Annotated in this window: 16 protein-coding genes and 1 pseudogene; 4 read left to right on the forward strand and 13 right to left on the reverse strand. The window is 58.2% G+C overall.

Features of this window, described 5'->3' with window-relative positions; all coding sequences use genetic code 11:
• A partial coding sequence (locus ABSE61_RS32605) for a hypothetical protein (RefSeq protein WP_423875287.1) occupies window positions 1–497 on the reverse strand: 497 nt, incomplete at its 3' end.
• Window positions 498–805: 308 nt separating this feature from the next.
• On the opposite strand from ABSE61_RS32605, the gene ABSE61_RS32610 reads away from it, so the two are divergent.
• Window positions 806–1,873, forward strand: a complete 1,068-nt coding sequence (locus tag ABSE61_RS32610) for an alpha/beta fold hydrolase (protein ID WP_423875288.1) — start codon at window positions 806–808, stop codon at window positions 1,871–1,873.
• Window positions 1,874–2,400: 527 nt separating this feature from the next.
• On the opposite strand, the gene ABSE61_RS32615 is transcribed toward ABSE61_RS32610, so the two are convergent.
• From ABSE61_RS32615 to ABSE61_RS32640, 6 genes are all read right to left on the reverse strand, one after another.
• A complete protein-coding gene (locus ABSE61_RS32615; protein WP_423875289.1) occupies window positions 2,401–2,868 on the reverse strand; it encodes a sterol desaturase family protein in 468 nt (155 codons plus the stop codon).
• Window positions 2,869–2,947: 79 nt separating this feature from the next.
• Window positions 2,948–4,048 carry an alpha/beta fold hydrolase gene (locus ABSE61_RS32620; RefSeq protein WP_423875290.1) on the reverse strand — a complete coding sequence of 367 codons (1,101 nt, stop codon included), beginning with the start codon at window positions 4,046–4,048 and terminating at the stop codon, window positions 2,948–2,950.
• Window positions 4,045–5,277, reverse strand: coding sequence for an acetate/propionate family kinase (locus ABSE61_RS32625; protein WP_423875291.1), 1,233 nt, complete (start codon window positions 5,275–5,277; stop codon window positions 4,045–4,047). The genes ABSE61_RS32620 and ABSE61_RS32625 overlap by 4 nt, the downstream gene beginning before the upstream one ends.
• The gene (locus tag ABSE61_RS32630; protein ID WP_423875292.1) at window positions 5,274–6,665 is read right to left on the reverse strand and encodes a bifunctional enoyl-CoA hydratase/phosphate acetyltransferase; all 1,392 of its coding nucleotides are present in this window, start codon (window positions 6,663–6,665) and stop codon (window positions 5,274–5,276) included. The genes ABSE61_RS32625 and ABSE61_RS32630 overlap by 4 nt, the downstream gene beginning before the upstream one ends.
• Before the next feature lie 22 nt (window positions 6,666–6,687).
• A complete protein-coding gene (gene fabI / locus ABSE61_RS32635; protein WP_423875293.1) occupies window positions 6,688–7,449 on the reverse strand; it encodes an enoyl-ACP reductase FabI in 762 nt (253 codons plus the stop codon).
• Between the two features lie 13 nt (window positions 7,450–7,462).
• Window positions 7,463–7,816, reverse strand: coding sequence for a hypothetical protein (locus tag ABSE61_RS32640; protein ID WP_423875294.1), 354 nt, complete (start codon window positions 7,814–7,816; stop codon window positions 7,463–7,465).
• Window positions 7,817–8,135: 319 nt separating this feature from the next.
• On the opposite strand from ABSE61_RS32640, the gene ABSE61_RS32645 reads away from it, so the two are divergent.
• Window positions 8,136–8,336, forward strand: coding sequence for a hypothetical protein (locus ABSE61_RS32645; RefSeq protein WP_423875295.1), 201 nt, complete (start codon window positions 8,136–8,138; stop codon window positions 8,334–8,336).
• Window positions 8,337–8,413: 77 nt separating this feature from the next.
• Window positions 8,414–9,379 (forward strand): cation diffusion facilitator family transporter, encoded by a 966-nt coding sequence (locus tag ABSE61_RS32650; protein WP_423875296.1) that lies wholly within the window; start codon window positions 8,414–8,416, stop codon window positions 9,377–9,379.
• Between the two features lie 27 nt (window positions 9,380–9,406).
• Here the strand turns inward: ABSE61_RS32650 and ABSE61_RS32655 are convergent, their stop codons facing one another.
• The 6 genes from ABSE61_RS32655 to ABSE61_RS32680 all read right to left on the reverse strand — a co-directional run bounded on the left by ABSE61_RS32655 (window position 9,407) and on the right by ABSE61_RS32680 (window position 16,149).
• A complete protein-coding gene (locus ABSE61_RS32655; protein WP_423875297.1) occupies window positions 9,407–10,108 on the reverse strand; it encodes a VIT1/CCC1 transporter family protein in 702 nt (233 codons plus the stop codon).
• Window positions 10,109–10,170: 62 nt separating this feature from the next.
• Entirely contained in the window at window positions 10,171–10,341 is a 171-nt protein-coding gene (locus ABSE61_RS32660) for a hypothetical protein (protein WP_423875298.1), read from the reverse strand.
• Window positions 10,342–10,512: 171 nt separating this feature from the next.
• Entirely contained in the window at window positions 10,513–12,048 is a 1,536-nt protein-coding gene (locus tag ABSE61_RS32665) for a CYTH and CHAD domain-containing protein (protein WP_423875299.1), read from the reverse strand.
• Between the two features lie 119 nt (window positions 12,049–12,167).
• Entirely contained in the window at window positions 12,168–14,363 is a 2,196-nt protein-coding gene (locus ABSE61_RS32670) for a copper-transporting P-type ATPase (protein WP_423875302.1), read from the reverse strand.
• Between the two features lie 143 nt (window positions 14,364–14,506).
• Window positions 14,507–15,610: a histidine kinase dimerization/phosphoacceptor domain -containing protein gene (locus ABSE61_RS32675; RefSeq protein ID WP_423875300.1), complete on the reverse strand. Its 1,104-nt coding sequence runs from the start codon at window positions 15,608–15,610 to the stop codon at window positions 14,507–14,509.
• A 98-nt stretch (window positions 15,611–15,708) separates the two neighbouring features.
• Entirely contained in the window at window positions 15,709–16,149 is a 441-nt protein-coding gene (locus ABSE61_RS32680) for a response regulator (protein ID WP_423875301.1), read from the reverse strand.
• A 510-nt stretch (window positions 16,150–16,659) separates the two neighbouring features.
• Here ABSE61_RS32680 and ABSE61_RS32685 point away from each other — a divergent pair.
• Window positions 16,660–16,880: pseudogene (locus ABSE61_RS32685) on the forward strand (MFS transporter); the annotation flags it as partial.

A 16,880-nucleotide genomic window follows, 5' to 3' on the forward strand; every position in this document is an offset into this window, starting at 1 on the left:
AGCCATTCCGCCTTGGGGCTGTCGAGGAAGACGCGATCCGCGCCGTCGCCATAGCTGGACGCCACCGCAATTGCCTTGGCGCCGCCCTGGCGGATCATCTCCTCAACAACGGGCCGACAGGCCTCTTCGAGTGCGTGTGCGTTGGCCGTCGGTGCGAACTCGCCGGGATAGCGATTCATGATATCCACGTATTCGTCGTTGAAGAACTTGAGACCCTCGACTGTGCTGGCTTGGAGCAGATCCCGCGCAAGCCACTCCACCTCGCCGCCATTGGTCATGAGGCTGAGGGTGATGCCGCCCTTGCGCTGGATAGGCATGGCGTAGTCCAGATCGAAAACCTCGCGATAGGCCATCAAGTCCAGAGCGTTGGTCTGCGGGAATCCTTGTTTCGGGTCGAGCAGGCCTCGCTCCTCTATTTTGGCTTGCATTTTTCTCCCCCACGGATGCCGGTGGGTATCGACGATTGCCCGGTGTTCAGTCTTGATCGGCGATGCCATGACAGACTCCTCAACAGTTGACTGACCGGAAGCTAGGACGATCGAACATCATGGCACAGAATCGGAAACTACTCACATCCTCGTTTTGGCCATGATCCAACACTTGTGTCACGACCCGCCAACGTAATCGCCATGCGTGTTTCCTCCGCGCCGTTGCATCTCCCGTTAACTTCACCTTCAGGCCTGAGTAGTTTCCGACCCTTGCGTTACATCACCATCGACTCATAAATTTTACGATGGTCCTCTCAATGTCTCAGAGACAAAAGGGAGATCGTGGATGCACGTCGCTACTTATGTAAGGAGAGTTCATGTCGAAACCCGGGGTCAGCGCATCCTTACGCACCGAGCTTCACTCCGCCCAGGCGGCTAACCCGCAGCCCAAACCCGACGATGCCTTTGTCGAGCTTCACGACTTCGTCTTTGACGATGGCGGTACTCTGGCGTCGCTGAAGCTGCACTATCTGACCCTCGGAACGCCGCGTCGCGACGCGAGCGGCGCCATCGCCAATGGGGTTCTGCTGCTTCACGGCACCGCGGGATCGGCTGCCGACCTCGCGCAGGCTGCCTTCTTCGATACGCTTTACGGTGCCGGGCAGCCGCTCGACCTTAGCCGCTATTTTCTTTTGATCCCCGACGCGATCGGCGCCGGGAACTCAAGCAAACCATCGGACGGATTGCAGGCCCGTTTCCCTCATTACGGCTACAAGGATCAGGTTCGGGCGCAGCATCTGCTGCTTGAGCGGATAGGCATACAGCACCTGAAGCTGGTGCTTGGGACGTCGATGGGAGGCATGCAGACCTGGCTTTGGGGTGAGATGTTCCCGAACGACATGGATTGCCTGGTGGCGATCGCCAGTACGCCCGCTGCGATCAGCGGAAGGAACATGATATGGCGCGAGATGATCATCCAAGCCATTCGTAGCGACCCAGCTTGGAACAACGGCGACTATTCGAAGGACTCGCCGCCGAAAAACTGGATCAAGGCCGTCATACCATTATCCGCGATTATGACGGGATCAGCTCAGCAGCTTCAAAAGCAGGCGCCCACCCGCAAGACCGCGATAGACCTCGTCGACAAGCTCGAAACTGACGGCGAAGCCTATGACGCCAACGACATGCTCTATGCCTTCGAGAGCTCGGCTGACTATAATCCGGCGCCAAAGCTGAACGCGATCATCAAGCCGATGCTTACCATCAATTTTGCAGACGACCTGACCAATCCTCCCGAACACCTGCATTTACCAACCGCATCGAACTACACCGAGGTGATGATTCCAGTTGGCCCTGCCAGCTACGGTCACATGAATCTCGCGCACCCTGCTGTGTGGGCTTCGGCTCTTCAGTCTTTCCTGCAGCGCCTCCCGCACGAGCGCTGACGAGCGTAGCGATTGTCCGTCTCTTGTTTGGCAGCAGGCGGCATTTTGCCCTGCGTGAAGTTCCGGTCCCGCGTGTAGACCGCTTGCACTTGCTGCCATCAATCGCGACGCTCGCTTCGCCTGCTTCTGTCGGGTGAGCTGGCTGGCCGAAGCTGGGCCGGCGGTAGAGGTCAAATTGCTGTTGCTAAATGTGGCTTTGGATAGAGCGCGCAGACAACGAGGGCTGGCTCGTAAACAATTCGCTCGTTGCCAAGGAGATGGAATAAGACGCCGCCGACTAGACAAGCGGCAGAAAGCTACATCCTTAGTGGCAACCGTCGACCCACGGTCCATCTAGCACGTTGGATTCCACGGATCTTGCATCTTGCTATCGCATATGCAGGCGCAAATTTGATCAATAAAAACGGACCAAGCATCTTGGGTTTGAGGCCGTGGGCGATCAGGGATGGATCAAACGCGAATCGCGTTGTCGAATTTTCTCGAAGATTGCGATACGCACGAAAGACGAGACCTGCTTCGGTGGCCGCCTATCGTAGCATCGTCCCGAACAGGTGGTCCCAAATCGTTGTGCTAACACCATAATTTCGCGTTGCAAATCTGTGGTGCTGCCGATGATGATGAAGAAGCAGGCGTGGCACTTTTTCGGGACCGTGATGTGAACAGTGATGAACGAATAGATACCACGCATACCCCATAAGTGCGCCTGCAAGGAAGCAGCCCCCGGCGATCAGATAGACGACCGCGAAACAAACCCATATTTGCCACAGAATTTTGAGAACCGGTTGATCAGGATGCGCGTGATGTATCCCGTGTTCCTTACGGATCAGACCGTGGAAAATAAAACGATGAAAAACATATTCAACGAAGGTCCAGGTAGCGACACCTCCGACGAAAAGCCCGGCAGTGGACGTTATTTTGAGCGGTGAAAGTACCAAAAAGAGACCCGCCAGCAACGGTGCAAGCGCCAATTCGCCGAAGCAGGTTATTGCTATCATGGGCCTATCCTGACGGAACGCGGCTTTCATCTCATGTCTTGCAGCAGCGCAACTGGACATGACCGATCCAGCTAGGCTTCTACTGCGCGCCGATCCAATTGGCGATCTGCGGCCAATGTTCTTTGAGCGTGCTGGCTCCCATGAAAAGCCCGATGTGGCCGCCCGGCACAGTCTCTCCAACGATACGGTCCTTTGCCGTCCCGATATATTTTACGGCATCGAGGACTTGTTCTGGTGTCGTGATGTCGTCGTCTGCGCCCGCCAGCAAATAGGTGGGGCAAGTGATGTTGTGGAGGTCGAGCTTCCGGCCGAGTCCAATGAATTCGCCCTTGGCGAGGCGATTTTCCTTGAAAATCTGACTGATCACCTGAAGATACCAGCGCCCCGGCAGGTCGATCGGATTTTCATACCAGCTCTCGAACGTCTCTTCCTTTGCGAGGTACGCCGGGTCGTCGATGTGTTCGTAGAGATCGATATGATCCTGAATGTAGTGCTGCCCTGGATGCATGTTCTTCCAGCCCTGCAGCATGAATTTTCCCTTCATCAAACCGCCGCCCAGGGCTACCAGTTCCTCGTAGAATGATGCGCGAGACTCATGCACCATGCGTTTGATCGACCCGTTTCCGGCATCCGTATCGATCGGCGCACCAGCCAGCACCAATGAGTTCACCTTGTCCGGAAAGCGCGCGGCGACCATCGCGGACATCCAGCCACCCTGGCAGAGCCCGACCAGGTTGACTCGTCCGCCGAGATCATCGATCGCTACAACGACTTCGGCGAGATAGTTATCGACCTCCAGATCCTTCATATCTTCCGTCGCCGACCTCCAGTCGGTCAGCGCCACATGGCCGACACCATTGGCCAGGAGAGTCTGCACCAGACTCTGACCATCATAATAGTCGGCGATCACGGCGGTATGGCCGGCATGAGGCGCATCGATCAGCGTCGGGATCCCGCCAGGCTTTCCGTAATCGCGCAGCACCATGGTCCGCAAATCGAGACGCACCTTGTTCAGGGTCGCCAGTTTAGGCCTAAGTTCGCCGTGAATCTTGATCTCTTCCTCGACGAATTTGAGGTTTTTGGCGTAGAGTTCGGTCCCCTCCTCGAGCATCGTTGCCGCCATCGCCATCGGCCAGAATGCGGGGACGCTCAGCAGCGATGATTTTTCGGACTCGGTCACCTTTTCCTGCTTCCGTGATTGCCGTGCGAATCAAGGGGCAAGCCCCCAGCGTTCAACATTGTCCATGCGTGCAGGGCGATCATCAGATCCTCATCGGTCGGAATCACCCAGGCCGAGGTGCGGCTGCCTGAACGGCTGATCATTGCCGAGCTGGCCGAATTTGCGCGTTGATCCAGATCTACGCCGAGCCACGCGGCGTCCGTGCAGACGCGGCCTCGAATTTCCGCCGCGTGTTCCCCTATTCCGGCGGTGAAGACCAAAGCGTCGATCCCGCTCAGCGCGGCAGCCATCGAGCCCAGCTCGCGGCCGATGCGGTACACGAACAGAGCGACCGCTTGCTTCGCCGACGGATCGTCGCTCGCCAGTAGGGTTTGCATGTCGTCACTGATGCCGGACACACCAAACAGTCCAGATTCGTTATAGAGGAGATTGCTCAGCTCGGTGACGGTCATCCCCTTCGCCTGCATCAGGTAGAGCACGACGCCGGGATCGAGGTTGCCGCACCGGCGGCTCATGACCAGGCCGTCGAGCGCCGTAAAGCCCATGGTCGTCGCCACGCTCTTGCGGCTTCGGATCGCACACAGGCTTGCGCCGCTGCCGAGATGGGCGACGACGACACGACCATCGGCAGCTCCCGGACCGAGGATGTCGGGCAGCACGCTTGCGATGTATTCATAGGAAAGGCCGTGAAATCCGTAGCGCCGGACACCCTCGGCGGCGAGCCTGCGCGGCAGCGCGAACTCCGTGGTGACCTCGGACTGGGTGTGGTGAAAGGCGGTGTCGAAGCAGGCGATTTGCGGCAAAGCCGGGTGAAGCTTCGAGAGCGCATCGATAGCGGCAAGATTGTGGGGTTGATGGAGCGGCGCCAGCGGAATGAGTCCGCGCAGCCCGGCCATCACCGACGCGTCGATTAGGACCGGCGCGGTATAGAGCGATCCGCCATGCACCACCCGATGTCCGGCCGCGACCAGTTGGTCGCCTTGAAAGCGGGTTTCAAGCCAGCGCAGCAGCGCGGCGAGCGCGTCTTCGTGGCTGGCACCTTCCGCCAGATACGTGTCGACCAGCGACGCGCCGGCGCGGTCTTTCGCCCTGAAATGAACGCGGTGGCCGATGCCCTCGCACTCACCTTCGCACATGATGCCCTGCCGGCTTGGACTTTCATGCGCCGGGAACAACGAGAACTTGATGCTCGATGAGCCGGCATTGAGGACGAGGATGGCGTGGCTCACGTTTTCGTCCCCTTGTGACGCGCCAACAATAAAGCAATCGCACAGGACCCCAATCTGGCCAGCGTCCCATCGGAACGGCTGGTCAGAATGATCGGCACGCGCGCGCCCAGCACGATTCCGGCCATCTGCGCTTCGGCCAAATACTCGAGTTGCTTCGCCAGCATGTTGCCGGCTTCAAGGTCCGGCACCACGAAGATGTCGGCCCGACCGGCGACCGGCGAGATGATCCCTTTGGTCCTGGCTGACTCGGCCGAGACCGCATTGTCGAAGGCCAGCGGACCATCGAGAATGCCGCCAGTAATCTGGCCTCGATCAGCCATCTTGCAAAGAGCCGCCGCATCAAGGGTGGATTTGATCTTTTCAGTAACTACCTCGATCGCGGAGAGAATTGCCACGCGCGGTTCCGGAATACCCAAAGCGTGGGCCAGATCGATCGCGTTCTGGATAATGTCCCGCTTGTCCGCCAGCGTGGGATAAATGTTGATCGCAGCGTCGGTGATGAAGAGCGGTCTCGGATAGTCGGGCGCGTCGATCGCAAAGACGTGGCTTAAACGCCGGGCGGTGCGTAATCCGTATTCGGCGTCAACGACTGCATGCATGAGCTCATCGGTATGGAGATCGCCCTTCATCAGCGCTTCGACCTTGCCGGTGCGGGCCATAGCGACGGCTTGAGCGGCAGCGGCCTCGCTGTGCTCGGTCGGCACAATCTCATAAGGCGCCAAATCGAGCTGCGCCAGCGCGGCGGCCGCGCGAATCCTGGGCTCTGGCCCCACCAGCACCGGCTTGATAAGATTGATGCGGGCCGCTTCCACGGCGCCAAGCAATGATGGCACGTCGACCGGGTGGACAACCGCGGTGCGGATGGGGTCGAGGCCGTGGGTCATCTTGATCAGGAGTTCATAGCGCCGCCCCTTCTGCCACAGCTCGACTTCCGAGAGAGCTATGCGGGGTCGAGAGATCTTCTCGATCGGCGCCATGACATCGGCTGTACCGGTGACGACCTCCTCCGCATTTTGATTGACAGCCCGGCAATCGAAAATGACCCGGTGCGTCTGTTCGATCTTTTCCCTCACCTTCACCGTGACGGTGATCGTGTCACCGGATCCAATGGCCCCCTGGAAGTGCAGAGACTGATCGACATAGACGGTCCCCGGTCCGGGGAGCTGCGTTCCGAGCACCGTGGAGATCAGTGCGCCGCTCCACATACCATGCGCCACGACCCTGTGGAACGTATTGCTCTTGGCGAACGCGTCATCCAGATGGGTCGGATTGATGTCCCCCGACATGATCGCAAATAGTTCAATGTCCTTGTAGGTGAGTGTTCGGACAAGACTCGCCGTATCGCCGAGCTTGATTTCGTCGAACGTCCTGTTTTCGATAAGTTCCATTCCGCTGCTCCGAACCCGCTCGTCAACCGACGATGTGATAGCCGGCATCGACGTATTCGATGTTGCCGGTGAGCGCGGCTGCGCCGTCACTGATCAGGAAGGCCGCAAGGTTTCCAACGTCCTCGATGCTCACGAGCCGGTGCTCGGGCGTGCGATCGCGAGCCCGCTCCAGCAGTTCGTCGAAACGTTCGATACCCGATGCCGCGCGCGTCTTGAGCGGACCGGGAGACAACGCATGGACGCGGATTCGTTTCGGCCCGAGTTCGGCCGCCATGTAGCGAACGCAGCTCTCGAGGGCAGACTTCACCGGTCCCATCAAATTGTACTCTTCGACGACCTTTTCCGCGCCGTAGAAAGTGACCGTCAACAGGCAGCCGCCATCCGTCATAAGGGGCTCCGCCAGCCGCGCCATCCGGATGAAGGAATGGCACGACACATCCATAGCCATCGCGAATCCCGCTTGGGAACAATCGACAATTCGGCTGTGCAGATCTTCCTTTGACGCGTAGGCAATCGAGTGGAGCAGGAAATCGAGACGGCCCCATTCTCTCCTGATGTGCGAGAATACTGCCTCAAGCTGGCCGGGCTCGCGCACATCGCAGGGCACCACGATCGGGCTCCCGAGCTGCTCGGCGAGCGGACGAACGAATGGTTCGGCTTGTGCGTTCAGATAGGTCACGGCAAGTTCCGCGCCAGCACTGCGAAGCACGTCGGCGCAGCCATAGGCTATGCTCTTACGGTTGGCGATACCGACGATCAGGCCCTTCTTGCCCTTAAGCGGCACAGTGTGCTCCGGCTCATTCGCGACCGTGACGATCGCGAAACCTGTCGAATTTTTCTTTCTGCCGGGCATCAAGACTGTTGTAGAAGACGACCAGCTTGGGACGGCGGCCATAACCACCTCCATAGCTTCCGCCAAAATAGGGGCCGTTGTCGTAGCCACAGTCGTTGAAGTAGCAGTCACCACCGATTATCCCGCCGAGCACCACACCACCGATAACGGCTCCCGGATTGACGTATCTGATCTTCTCGACTTGCGAGTCAGGCTTTGCCAATCGCGGACCGGCCATGCTGACCACGCCCGCCGGCGCAGACGTCGCCGCAAACATCATCCCGGCTCCGACGATTGCTGCAACCTTCAACAGAGTCATCTGTCGATCCTTTTGGTCAGGAAAAGCACCTACGTCACGCGACGTCGTAATCGGTAGCGAAGGCACGAGCGGCTAGAAAGCCTCGGAAACTACCTATAGGCCGCCGCCATATTGGCTCGGGTCGATCCAGGCTGCCCAACGTTAGATCCGTCTCGACTCGACGAATGCTTTCGCGGCTTGTCGCTGATCGGGAACGTTCGAGGAAACCAACCGTTCTCATCGGTCGATCCGTCTCCCATCGGGGGCCGCGTCCCTGCCGATTGACGGCCAGCTACCGGGTCGGCCCGCCAGATACTGCCGGAAAGCAGGAGCACTCCAGATGAGCGACGACAATCCACTATCACGCCCTGAGATCGACGATCGCATCGCTATCCTTCGAGACAATATAAGACAATTGATCGAACAGGCAGCAGGTCACTCTGGCGGACAGACAGAGGAACGTAACTCCGATCGCATCGCTCAGCAGAGCGACGAACTCGACAGACTGACCAAAGAGCGTGACGAGCTGTCGAAGAAATAGTCGGCAATGGCAGCCCTACTCCGTCGCCTTGGTCAAGCACCGGTTCAATCATGCTGTCCCCTGGCGGAAGGACAGTAATGGCGTCAATCAAGATAATCTCACGACTTTCATCCCGGCGCGTCATTTATGCTGCGATTTTGGGCGATCTTCTCATCGGGATAACAAAGCTCATAGCTGCGGCCTGGACTGGAAGCTCATCCCTGCTCAGCGAGGGTGTGCACTCCATCGTCGACACCGGCAACGGCTTCTTGCTCCTGTACGGACTTCATCGGTCCGCGGTCCGGCCCGATCTTGAACATCCCCTCGGATATGGCCGGGAAATCTATTTCTGGAGTTTCGTCGTCGCGGTTTTATTGTTCGCATTCGGCGCCGGCGTTTCGCTCTATCAAGGTGCCGTCCACGTCCTTAATCCCGAGCCGGTTCAACACATAGCTGCCAGCTATGTCGTACTCGGGGTCTCCGCTCTATTCGATGGCACGACATGGTGGCTCGCGTTGCGAAATTTTCGCGGCGAACTTCGCTATTCCAAAATAATTGACGCTATCCGCAAAAGCAAAGATCCTCCGTCCTTCATGGTGCTGTTCGAAGACAGCGCGGCGCTTGCCGGTATCCTGGTCGCTTTCACTGGCATCTTTCTATCGGTGCGCCTAGACCTCCCAGTGCTGGACGGGGTTGGCTCCATTCTGATCGGGCTACTACTCGGCGTTACAGCATGGCTGTTGGCGAAGGAAACCAAGAGTCTTCTGATCGGCGAACGTGCCGATCCCGCGATTGTCGATTCCATACTGCAGGTTGCCGGGCAGATCGACGGAGTCACCCACGCCAACGGAATTTTGACAGTGCATCTTGCACCACAGGAGATACTGGTCGCGTTCAGCCTGGAATTCGCAGACGGACTGAGAACGCCAGAAATTGAAGCCAAGGTTGTCGAACTTGAGCGCCGCGTTCGTCTATCGCACCCGGAAGTTATTGCAGTTTTCGTCAAGCCGCAAAGCCCCGAAGGGTTTAAAGCAACCGCAGAACGCCGTTTTGGCAACCGTTGACGGCCGGAATCTGCAGTTTGCTCCGCGTTAGACGTGCGCACCGAAAACCGCGCCGATACCAGCGGTAACTGCCATTGCAACCGCCCCCCATAACGTTACGCGGATAGCCGCTTTCATCATATTGGCGCCGCCCGCTCTGGCGCCGACGGCGCCCAACACGACAAGAAATAGCAGAGACACGACGGATACCGCTGAGGTCACAAAACCACTCGGCGCCACCAGCGCGATGAATAAAGGCGGCAGTGCTCCAGCCGAGAATGCTGCGGCCGATGCCAGCGCGGCCTGGACCGGGCGTGCGGCAGTCATCTCGGAAATTCCCAATTCATCACGGGTATGCGCGCCCAGAGCATCGTGGATCATCAACTGCTCGGCCACCGTCAGGGCCAGCGCCGCATCCAGGCCGCGCTTGACGTAGATATCAGCAAGCTCCTTCGTCTCACCTGCGCGATTTTCGCGCAATTCCTTACCTTCGCGTGCGATAACCGCCCCTTCAGAATCCGATTGCGAACTGACCGACACGTATTCCCCCGACGCCATTGACATCGCGCCGGCAACGAGCCCCGAGATACCGGCGATCAAGACGCCTTGATACGTGCCATGCGCGCTTGCGACGCCAATGATCAGGCTCGATGTCGAAAGGATGCCGTCATTGGCTCCCAAAACAGCCGCCCTGAGCCAACCAAGACGACCAACGGCATGAGCTTCCGCATGCCTTGCGCGACGAACCATGCTCTACCTCCTTTTACGCCTGCGCCGATGCTCGGCCGGTGTTAGCAGGCGCGCACGAACAGTTATGCGAGCCCGAGGCGATGGTACAAAACCGACTTCATCGCATCCGGCACGAAAGCGAAGATGACCGCGGCTCCGAACAACCCGACGAGGACCCCAACGGGTATGGCGGCCATCAGGACTCTATTCGTACCCAGTACGCTGATGATCGTGAGATCGACTATGGACGACATGACAAGCCACCACCCTGGAACTGAGCTCAAAAGATGTTCTCTTTCGCGCGCCGCCTAAAACAACGCTTGCCTCGGCCGTTCGAGGTACGGATTCCGAAGAACGACGGCGCTTTAAGCTTGGATTGAGATCGGACCACAATTGCCTGTCGTCGGCACGACGCTGCATCCCTCTCATCGAATCCAGAACGGCCGCATTCGTGAAAGCTTCCGGGCCGCTTTGCTAACGGTTTTACGATACGCCTGAATTTCGCCCTGTTCCCGGCCGGAGACGATGCCAGCGGCAAAGTCACGCCTGGGGTGGCGGGCGGACGTCTTCTCCGCAGCCAGCGCGGCTAGCATTTTTTGGTGCACAGAGATGTCGTTGAGGGCGCCCAGATTATCCTGCAGGTCCGTCAAACAATCATTAAACCGCCGTCGACGATGACTCAACTTGCGGCTATCGAACAAACTTCCGAAAAACTCGCAGGAATACCGTAATTTCTTAAACCTGATCCGCAGCTCATGGAGTTGACGGCTATCGAATTCAGCCACTCCCTTTTGCTTCCTCAATACTTTTTTACATTGATGCGCAAGACTTTTTGCGGCGAAGTGATGAACTGGGCGACAGGCTCTCATCTTCGAATGTTTCAGCCATTCTCCCGCCTCTATCCATTGCAGGATGTCAAGAATGAGTGATCGGTAACGGGGGGAGTTAATGGCGTGCTTCATTTTCTTAAATGCAGCCCTCCGACGAATTGCGAGATCTCTAGCGAACTCCCAAAGACCGCTCTTTCTCGGTCTTTGTTTACGTAGCGGTTCGATCTTGCTCTTTATATAGACGTCGAGATCACGGACCGACCCGAGTTCGCCGGTCATCGAGATCATTTCGCTCTTAATTTGTTCTGTCTGCGCATCATGGAGCAACTCCGCGAAAATCGATATAACCGCACGCAATTTGCGAAGGCCCACGCGCATCTGATGTACGCCCTCGGAATCGCCCTTTCTTGCAGCCGATTCGTTGTCAACCACATGTCGCAATACCGATCTTCCGATAACCTGAAAGGCTTTGCCTGTGCTCATGCCAGGTTTGAGGTTGATCTCGTTGGCCACGCGGGAGGGAACAGCAGCGTCCGCGAGAAGATCAAACCCTCGTTCGGACTTGCTCTTGAATGCCAATTTGGCTGGCACTAAGCTTCCGATCCGCTTCGCCAGCTTGAACAAATCCAAGACCTTGCCGCGCTTGAGCTCGAGCTCGAACTCGCTGATTGGCTCCGTCTTTCGGCCGGCGCGCACTAACCCTTCGTCCAGCGCCATTTCGATCCGGCTTCCGTCCTCATTGAGCGGACGAGTGACGCGGCAAATCTGAGTAGCGAAGATCGGCGACAGTGCGGATCTCAGCTTTTTTGTACGTAACTGCGCAAGGGGCGTACCCCGCATGAATCGAAAATCGGGCTGATCACCGTCGATTTTGTGCTCCCACTGGCCTCGACTAAATGGAATGCCCGACGTTTGGGTTTTGATCGTTTGGACCCGCTCGTCTGCCTTGTGTCGGACACGAAGCGAAATTCCCTTACTTCCAAGCCGGCGATCGACGGTGTCAAAATAGACTGACAGACTTTTTTCTGCTTCCGTCGGCTTTGCGCCGATCGGGCGCAGAGAACGCGCCGCGCTAAGTCTCTTCATCTCTTGAGGTGAAACTTGAAACTTCAACTCGATCTCGCTACCCATCACTCGTCCCATTGTGGTCAATGCCGTGTTTGGTGCCTGTGCGCCCGACATCACTCGGCAATTGCGTTCGCCTTGGCGCACATCAGGCCGTTTGCAGATAGATCGAAGTTAGCTATCAGTTAATTAGAGGCCGCTCCTGAAAGCCTCAGCGTGCGTAACCGCAACGCGTTCAAAATCACGGAGACGGAGCTCAGCGACATGGCAACCGCTCCGACGATTGGGCTGAGAAGGATGCCGAACGTGGGATAGAGCACCCCGGCGGCAATCGGGATGCCGATAGCATTGTAGGCAAACGCGAAAACCAAATTCTCGCGGATATTACGCATCGTCGCGTGGCTCAGGACAATCGCCCGTGAAATGCCCGCAAGATCGCCTTTCACCAGCGTAATCCCCGCGCTCTGGATTGCGACTTCGGTACCCGTCCCCATGGCGATGCCAACGGCTGCTTCAGCCAGGGCCGGGGCGTCGTTCACGCCATCGCCGGCCATGGCGACAATTCGTCCCTCGGCCGTGAGTTTCTTGACGATGCGGTTCTTGTCCTGGGGCAAAACGTCGGCTTCGACTTCCTTGATGCCGAGCTTGCGGGCGACGGCCTCGGCCGTCGTTTTGTTGTCGCCGGTCAGCATCACGATTCGTATGCCATAGCTGCGCAGGCTTTCGAGAGCCGCCTCCGTCGTTGCCTTGATCGGATCGGCAATGGCGATGACGCCGCCCGGCTTGCCGTCGATGGCTAGAAACAAGGCGGTCGCGCCGTCGCCGCGAAGTGCATCGGCGTTGTGTTCAAGATCGCCGAACGAGATGCCAAGGTCTGCCATCAGCTTTGCATTGCCAAGCGCCACCGACCTGCCGCCGATTTTGCCGGTGACACCCTTGCCGGTGACAGACGCGAAGTCCGCCGGCTCCAGGGTGGCCGCGCCGCGATCCTTCGCCGCGTTTACGATGGCGGCCGCGAGCGGATGTTCGCTGGATCGTTCAAGGCTTGCTGCCAGCGGCAGAAGTTCGACCTCCGACAGACCCGGCGTCGGCACGATCGCCGTAACCTTCGGCTTGCCTTCCGTAAGCGTGCCCGTCTTGTCCACGACCAGGGTATTGACCTGCTCCATGTGCTCAAGGGTTTCAGCTGACTTGATCAGGACGCCAGCACCGGCGCCTTTTCCGATCGCCACACCGATCGACATGGGAGTGGCCAAACCAAGCGCACAGGGACAGGCGATGATAAGGACGGAGACGGCTGCAATCAAGGCGTAAGAAAGTGCGGGAGCTGGGCCCCAGATGGCCCACGCGATGAAAGCTATGACGGCGACGCCAAGCACAGCCGGAACGAAATAGCCTGATACCTTATCCGCCATTCTCTGAATCGGTGCGCGGCTGTGCTCCGCCTCGCTGACCATTGTCACGATGCGCGCGAGCATCGTGTCCGCGCCGACCTTGTCGGCACGCATGACAAGAGATCCGGTGCCATTCACGGTGCCGCCGATCAGCTTGTCGCCGGATTTTTTGGCGGTAGGCATCGACTCCCCGGTGACCATGGACTCATCTACGGCCCCTTTGCCCTCAAGCACTTCGCCATCGACCGGCACGCCGTCGCCGGGTCTGACGCGAAGGCGGTCGCCGACCTGGATCAGCTCAAGAGGCACTTCCTCATCCGCACCACTGGCCGTTATGCGGTACGCCATTTTGGGAGCCAGCTTGAGCAGTGCGCGGACTGCGCCGCCGGTCTGCTCTCGAGCGCGCAATTCCAACACTTGGCCCAACAAAACGAGAACCGTGATGACAGCGGCGGCCTCGAAATAAACCGCGACCGTGCCTCCCATTCCATGAAATCCGGCAGGAAACATACCCGGCGCAAAGGTCGCAAACAGGCTGTAGAGGTAAGCAGCACCAGTTCCGAGTGCGATCAGGCTGAACATATTCAGGCTGCGATGAATGACCGATGCCCATGCCCGTTCAAAGAATGGCCACCCGGCCCACAAGACGACAGGTGTGGATAAGACGAATTGAATCCACATGGAGATGCGCGGTGGAACGAGATCATGCAGCCCGAGCGCGGGGATGTGGCCACCCATTTCGAGGAGGAAGACCGGTAAGGTCAGAACCAGCCCGACCCAGAATCGCCGGGTCATGTTCGTTAGTTCGTTGTTCTCACCCACCTCCGCCATCGCCTTGACCGGTTCCAGCGTCATCCCGCAGATAGGGCAGCTCCCCGGTCCCACCTGGCGGATCTGCTGATGCATCGGGCAGGTGTAAATGACGCCAGCAACCACCGGATCTGCCGGTACAATAAAACTCGCGCCGGGGGTGCGGATGTAAGCCATGTCTAAGATGATAGTTGTTTGCGCGTGCTGAAGGCAGCCACGGAAACTACTCAGCCGTAGGCACAATTGCGCGCTTGTTTGGAAGTGAGCAACTGAGGCAGCTCAGATAGGCACCAAAACGCTCGGCGGTCGACCAGCTCCATTCACGAGGCAAAGGCGATACGGTCGACCGGTATTTTGATTGTCCAAATCGTACCGTGCTCCGAGTCGATGGTTGCGCTGCCGCGCACCTGTTCGACGAGGCGTCGCACCAGCCCTAGTCCGTGCCGCTTGCTTTCGGTTTTAGCCAGAAATCCTGTACCGTCGTCGCTGATCGTCATGGTCGCGATGTCGCCGTCGACGCGGCGCACCGACACGATAATCGAACCTTTCTTGCCACCTGGGAAGGCGTGGTCATAACTGTTGGTGACCACTTCCGCGACGACGATGCCCAGCGCCGTCACCACATCGAGATCGAGGACGATGGCGTCGCTGTCGCAGGTAAGCGTAACGCCGCCGTCCGGCGCGGCTTGAATCTCGGCAAGATTGAGGCACAGTGATCTTAGATAGCTGCCAAAATCGGTGGTCCGCGTCATCTCGCTTCCGAGCAGGTGGTCGTACACTTGGGCCAGGGTCGAAACCCGGCGCGAGATGGCCCTGATGCCGCGTTGCCCGGCCTTGTCCGGCGTGTCGTCCAACTGTTTGCTCAGCATCCCATAAACCAGCTGCAGATTGTTGCGCACCCGGTGCTGCAGTTCCTCGGCCAGGACCTTCTTTTGATCCAGCAGCCGGTCCTTCTCAGCGACGAGGACTTTCATCCGTTCGATGGTCCTCTGCAGAACGCCCGTGCGCGCAGACGTCGCGACAGCCTCCGCAAGAACATTGGCAAAACCGGTCAGGAAGTCGATGTCGTGTTGGTCGTAATCGTGCTGTTGGGCATTGTCGATCTCCAGCACGCCATATGGTTGGTCATCGCTGCCTTTGATGATGACGTCAATGGTCGAGACGATGCCGTGCTCGACATAGAACGACGGCAGCTTGAGATCGTTGTCATCGCGCAAATCGTTGCAGATAGACGGTTTCCCGGTGATAAAGGCACGCCCCTGCGGCGAAGTAACGTCGGCACGCGAGACGACATTTCCAATGACGCCCGCATGCCAGCCGTGCCCGGCTTCGATGAGAAGGTCGTTCTCCTTCTCGCGATAGCGGCACACCTTGGAATACGGCACGCTGAGGCATTCGGCGCAAACTCGCGCCGCTTCCGTCAAGACTTTCAATACGTCGCTCTCGCGAAGAGCAAAGCTGCCAAAGTGGGCAACCGCTGCCTGTTGGCGAAGAAGCATGCGAACGTGTGCGGCGCTTTCGTTCATAAGCCGACCGCTTGGGATTTGACGGCTGCCGGATGCAGTAATTGGAACCCGCGAGGAAACGGCGGTTGCGCTTTGCCGGTGGCGACGATTCCGGCGACAATTTCCAAGCTGCGCAGGAGGTCGTCAGCGCGGTAGGGCTTGGCAAGGCAGGCATCGCCGTCAGCGGATGTCAGGCTGACCTGTGACATGTTACCAGTGGCATAAAGGATACCGGGCCTGCCGAGAGGAAGCAATTGAGCTGCGACTTCGGTGCCGAGCCCACCATCGGCCAACCGCATATCAAGAATGATCAGGTTAGGCTTGGAATGCCGTGCGAGCGCGACCGCTGCATCAACGGTGCGAGCGATGCCGCTTACCTCATACCCGTGATCGACAAGGAGCTCTTCCATGAAATCCGCCATCATGAGGTCGTCTTCAACGATCAGGACTTTCAGCACGCGCTATCCTTCGGTCGTAGCCCGCTCCAAATTAGAACCGGACTTGTGAGAGATAACCAAATCGTCATTTGCTGAGCGGTCACATCTCGGCGGCGCCAAACCGTGACATCCGAATATTAGGAGATGAGTGCGCGAAGCCGCAGCACTTTAATCAAATGGTTCGTCGAGGGAATGGTTCCTTAGCCTTCCATTTCCGCTTCAGTAAAGCATGTCTCGCTGGCTATTGAGTGAGCAATATTGAACATCGAGCGAGACTCATAACCGCAAGCAGCCTCTGTCACCACAGCGCCCCATTATCCTCGGCGCCGCCGCCCGCGTTTGTTATTCATAGTCATCGCCGCGCAACGGACTATTTGAACGGCTTTTTACGACAAACATTGTAGGTCCGCCTGCCCCCAGCCCTCACAAGTGAAACAACACGGTCACCCTGAGTAGTTTCCGAACCTAGCTCGCCGCTCGCGCGGGCGATTACATTGGTTGCGCCTTCGTCGGGCAGCGTGAGGAAGTACTATGCTGCAAAAGTCAACACGAGACGCCTCAGACTTCCATCTGCCGTTCATAGCGGCCTGGGCCTTTTGCGTGGTGTTTTACTTCCTGCAATATGCCTTGCGATCGGCTCCCGGGGTCATGGTACCCGAGCTGACCACGGCATTCGGGCTATCGGCTTTGGGCGTGAGCTCGCTCATCGGCCTTTACTACTATACGTATTCGACCTTCTCGATCTTGTCCGG

This window comes from Bradyrhizobium sp. (assembly GCF_049519115.1).
In the GTDB taxonomy this organism is placed as follows: Bacteria; Pseudomonadota; Alphaproteobacteria; order Rhizobiales; family Xanthobacteraceae; genus Bradyrhizobium.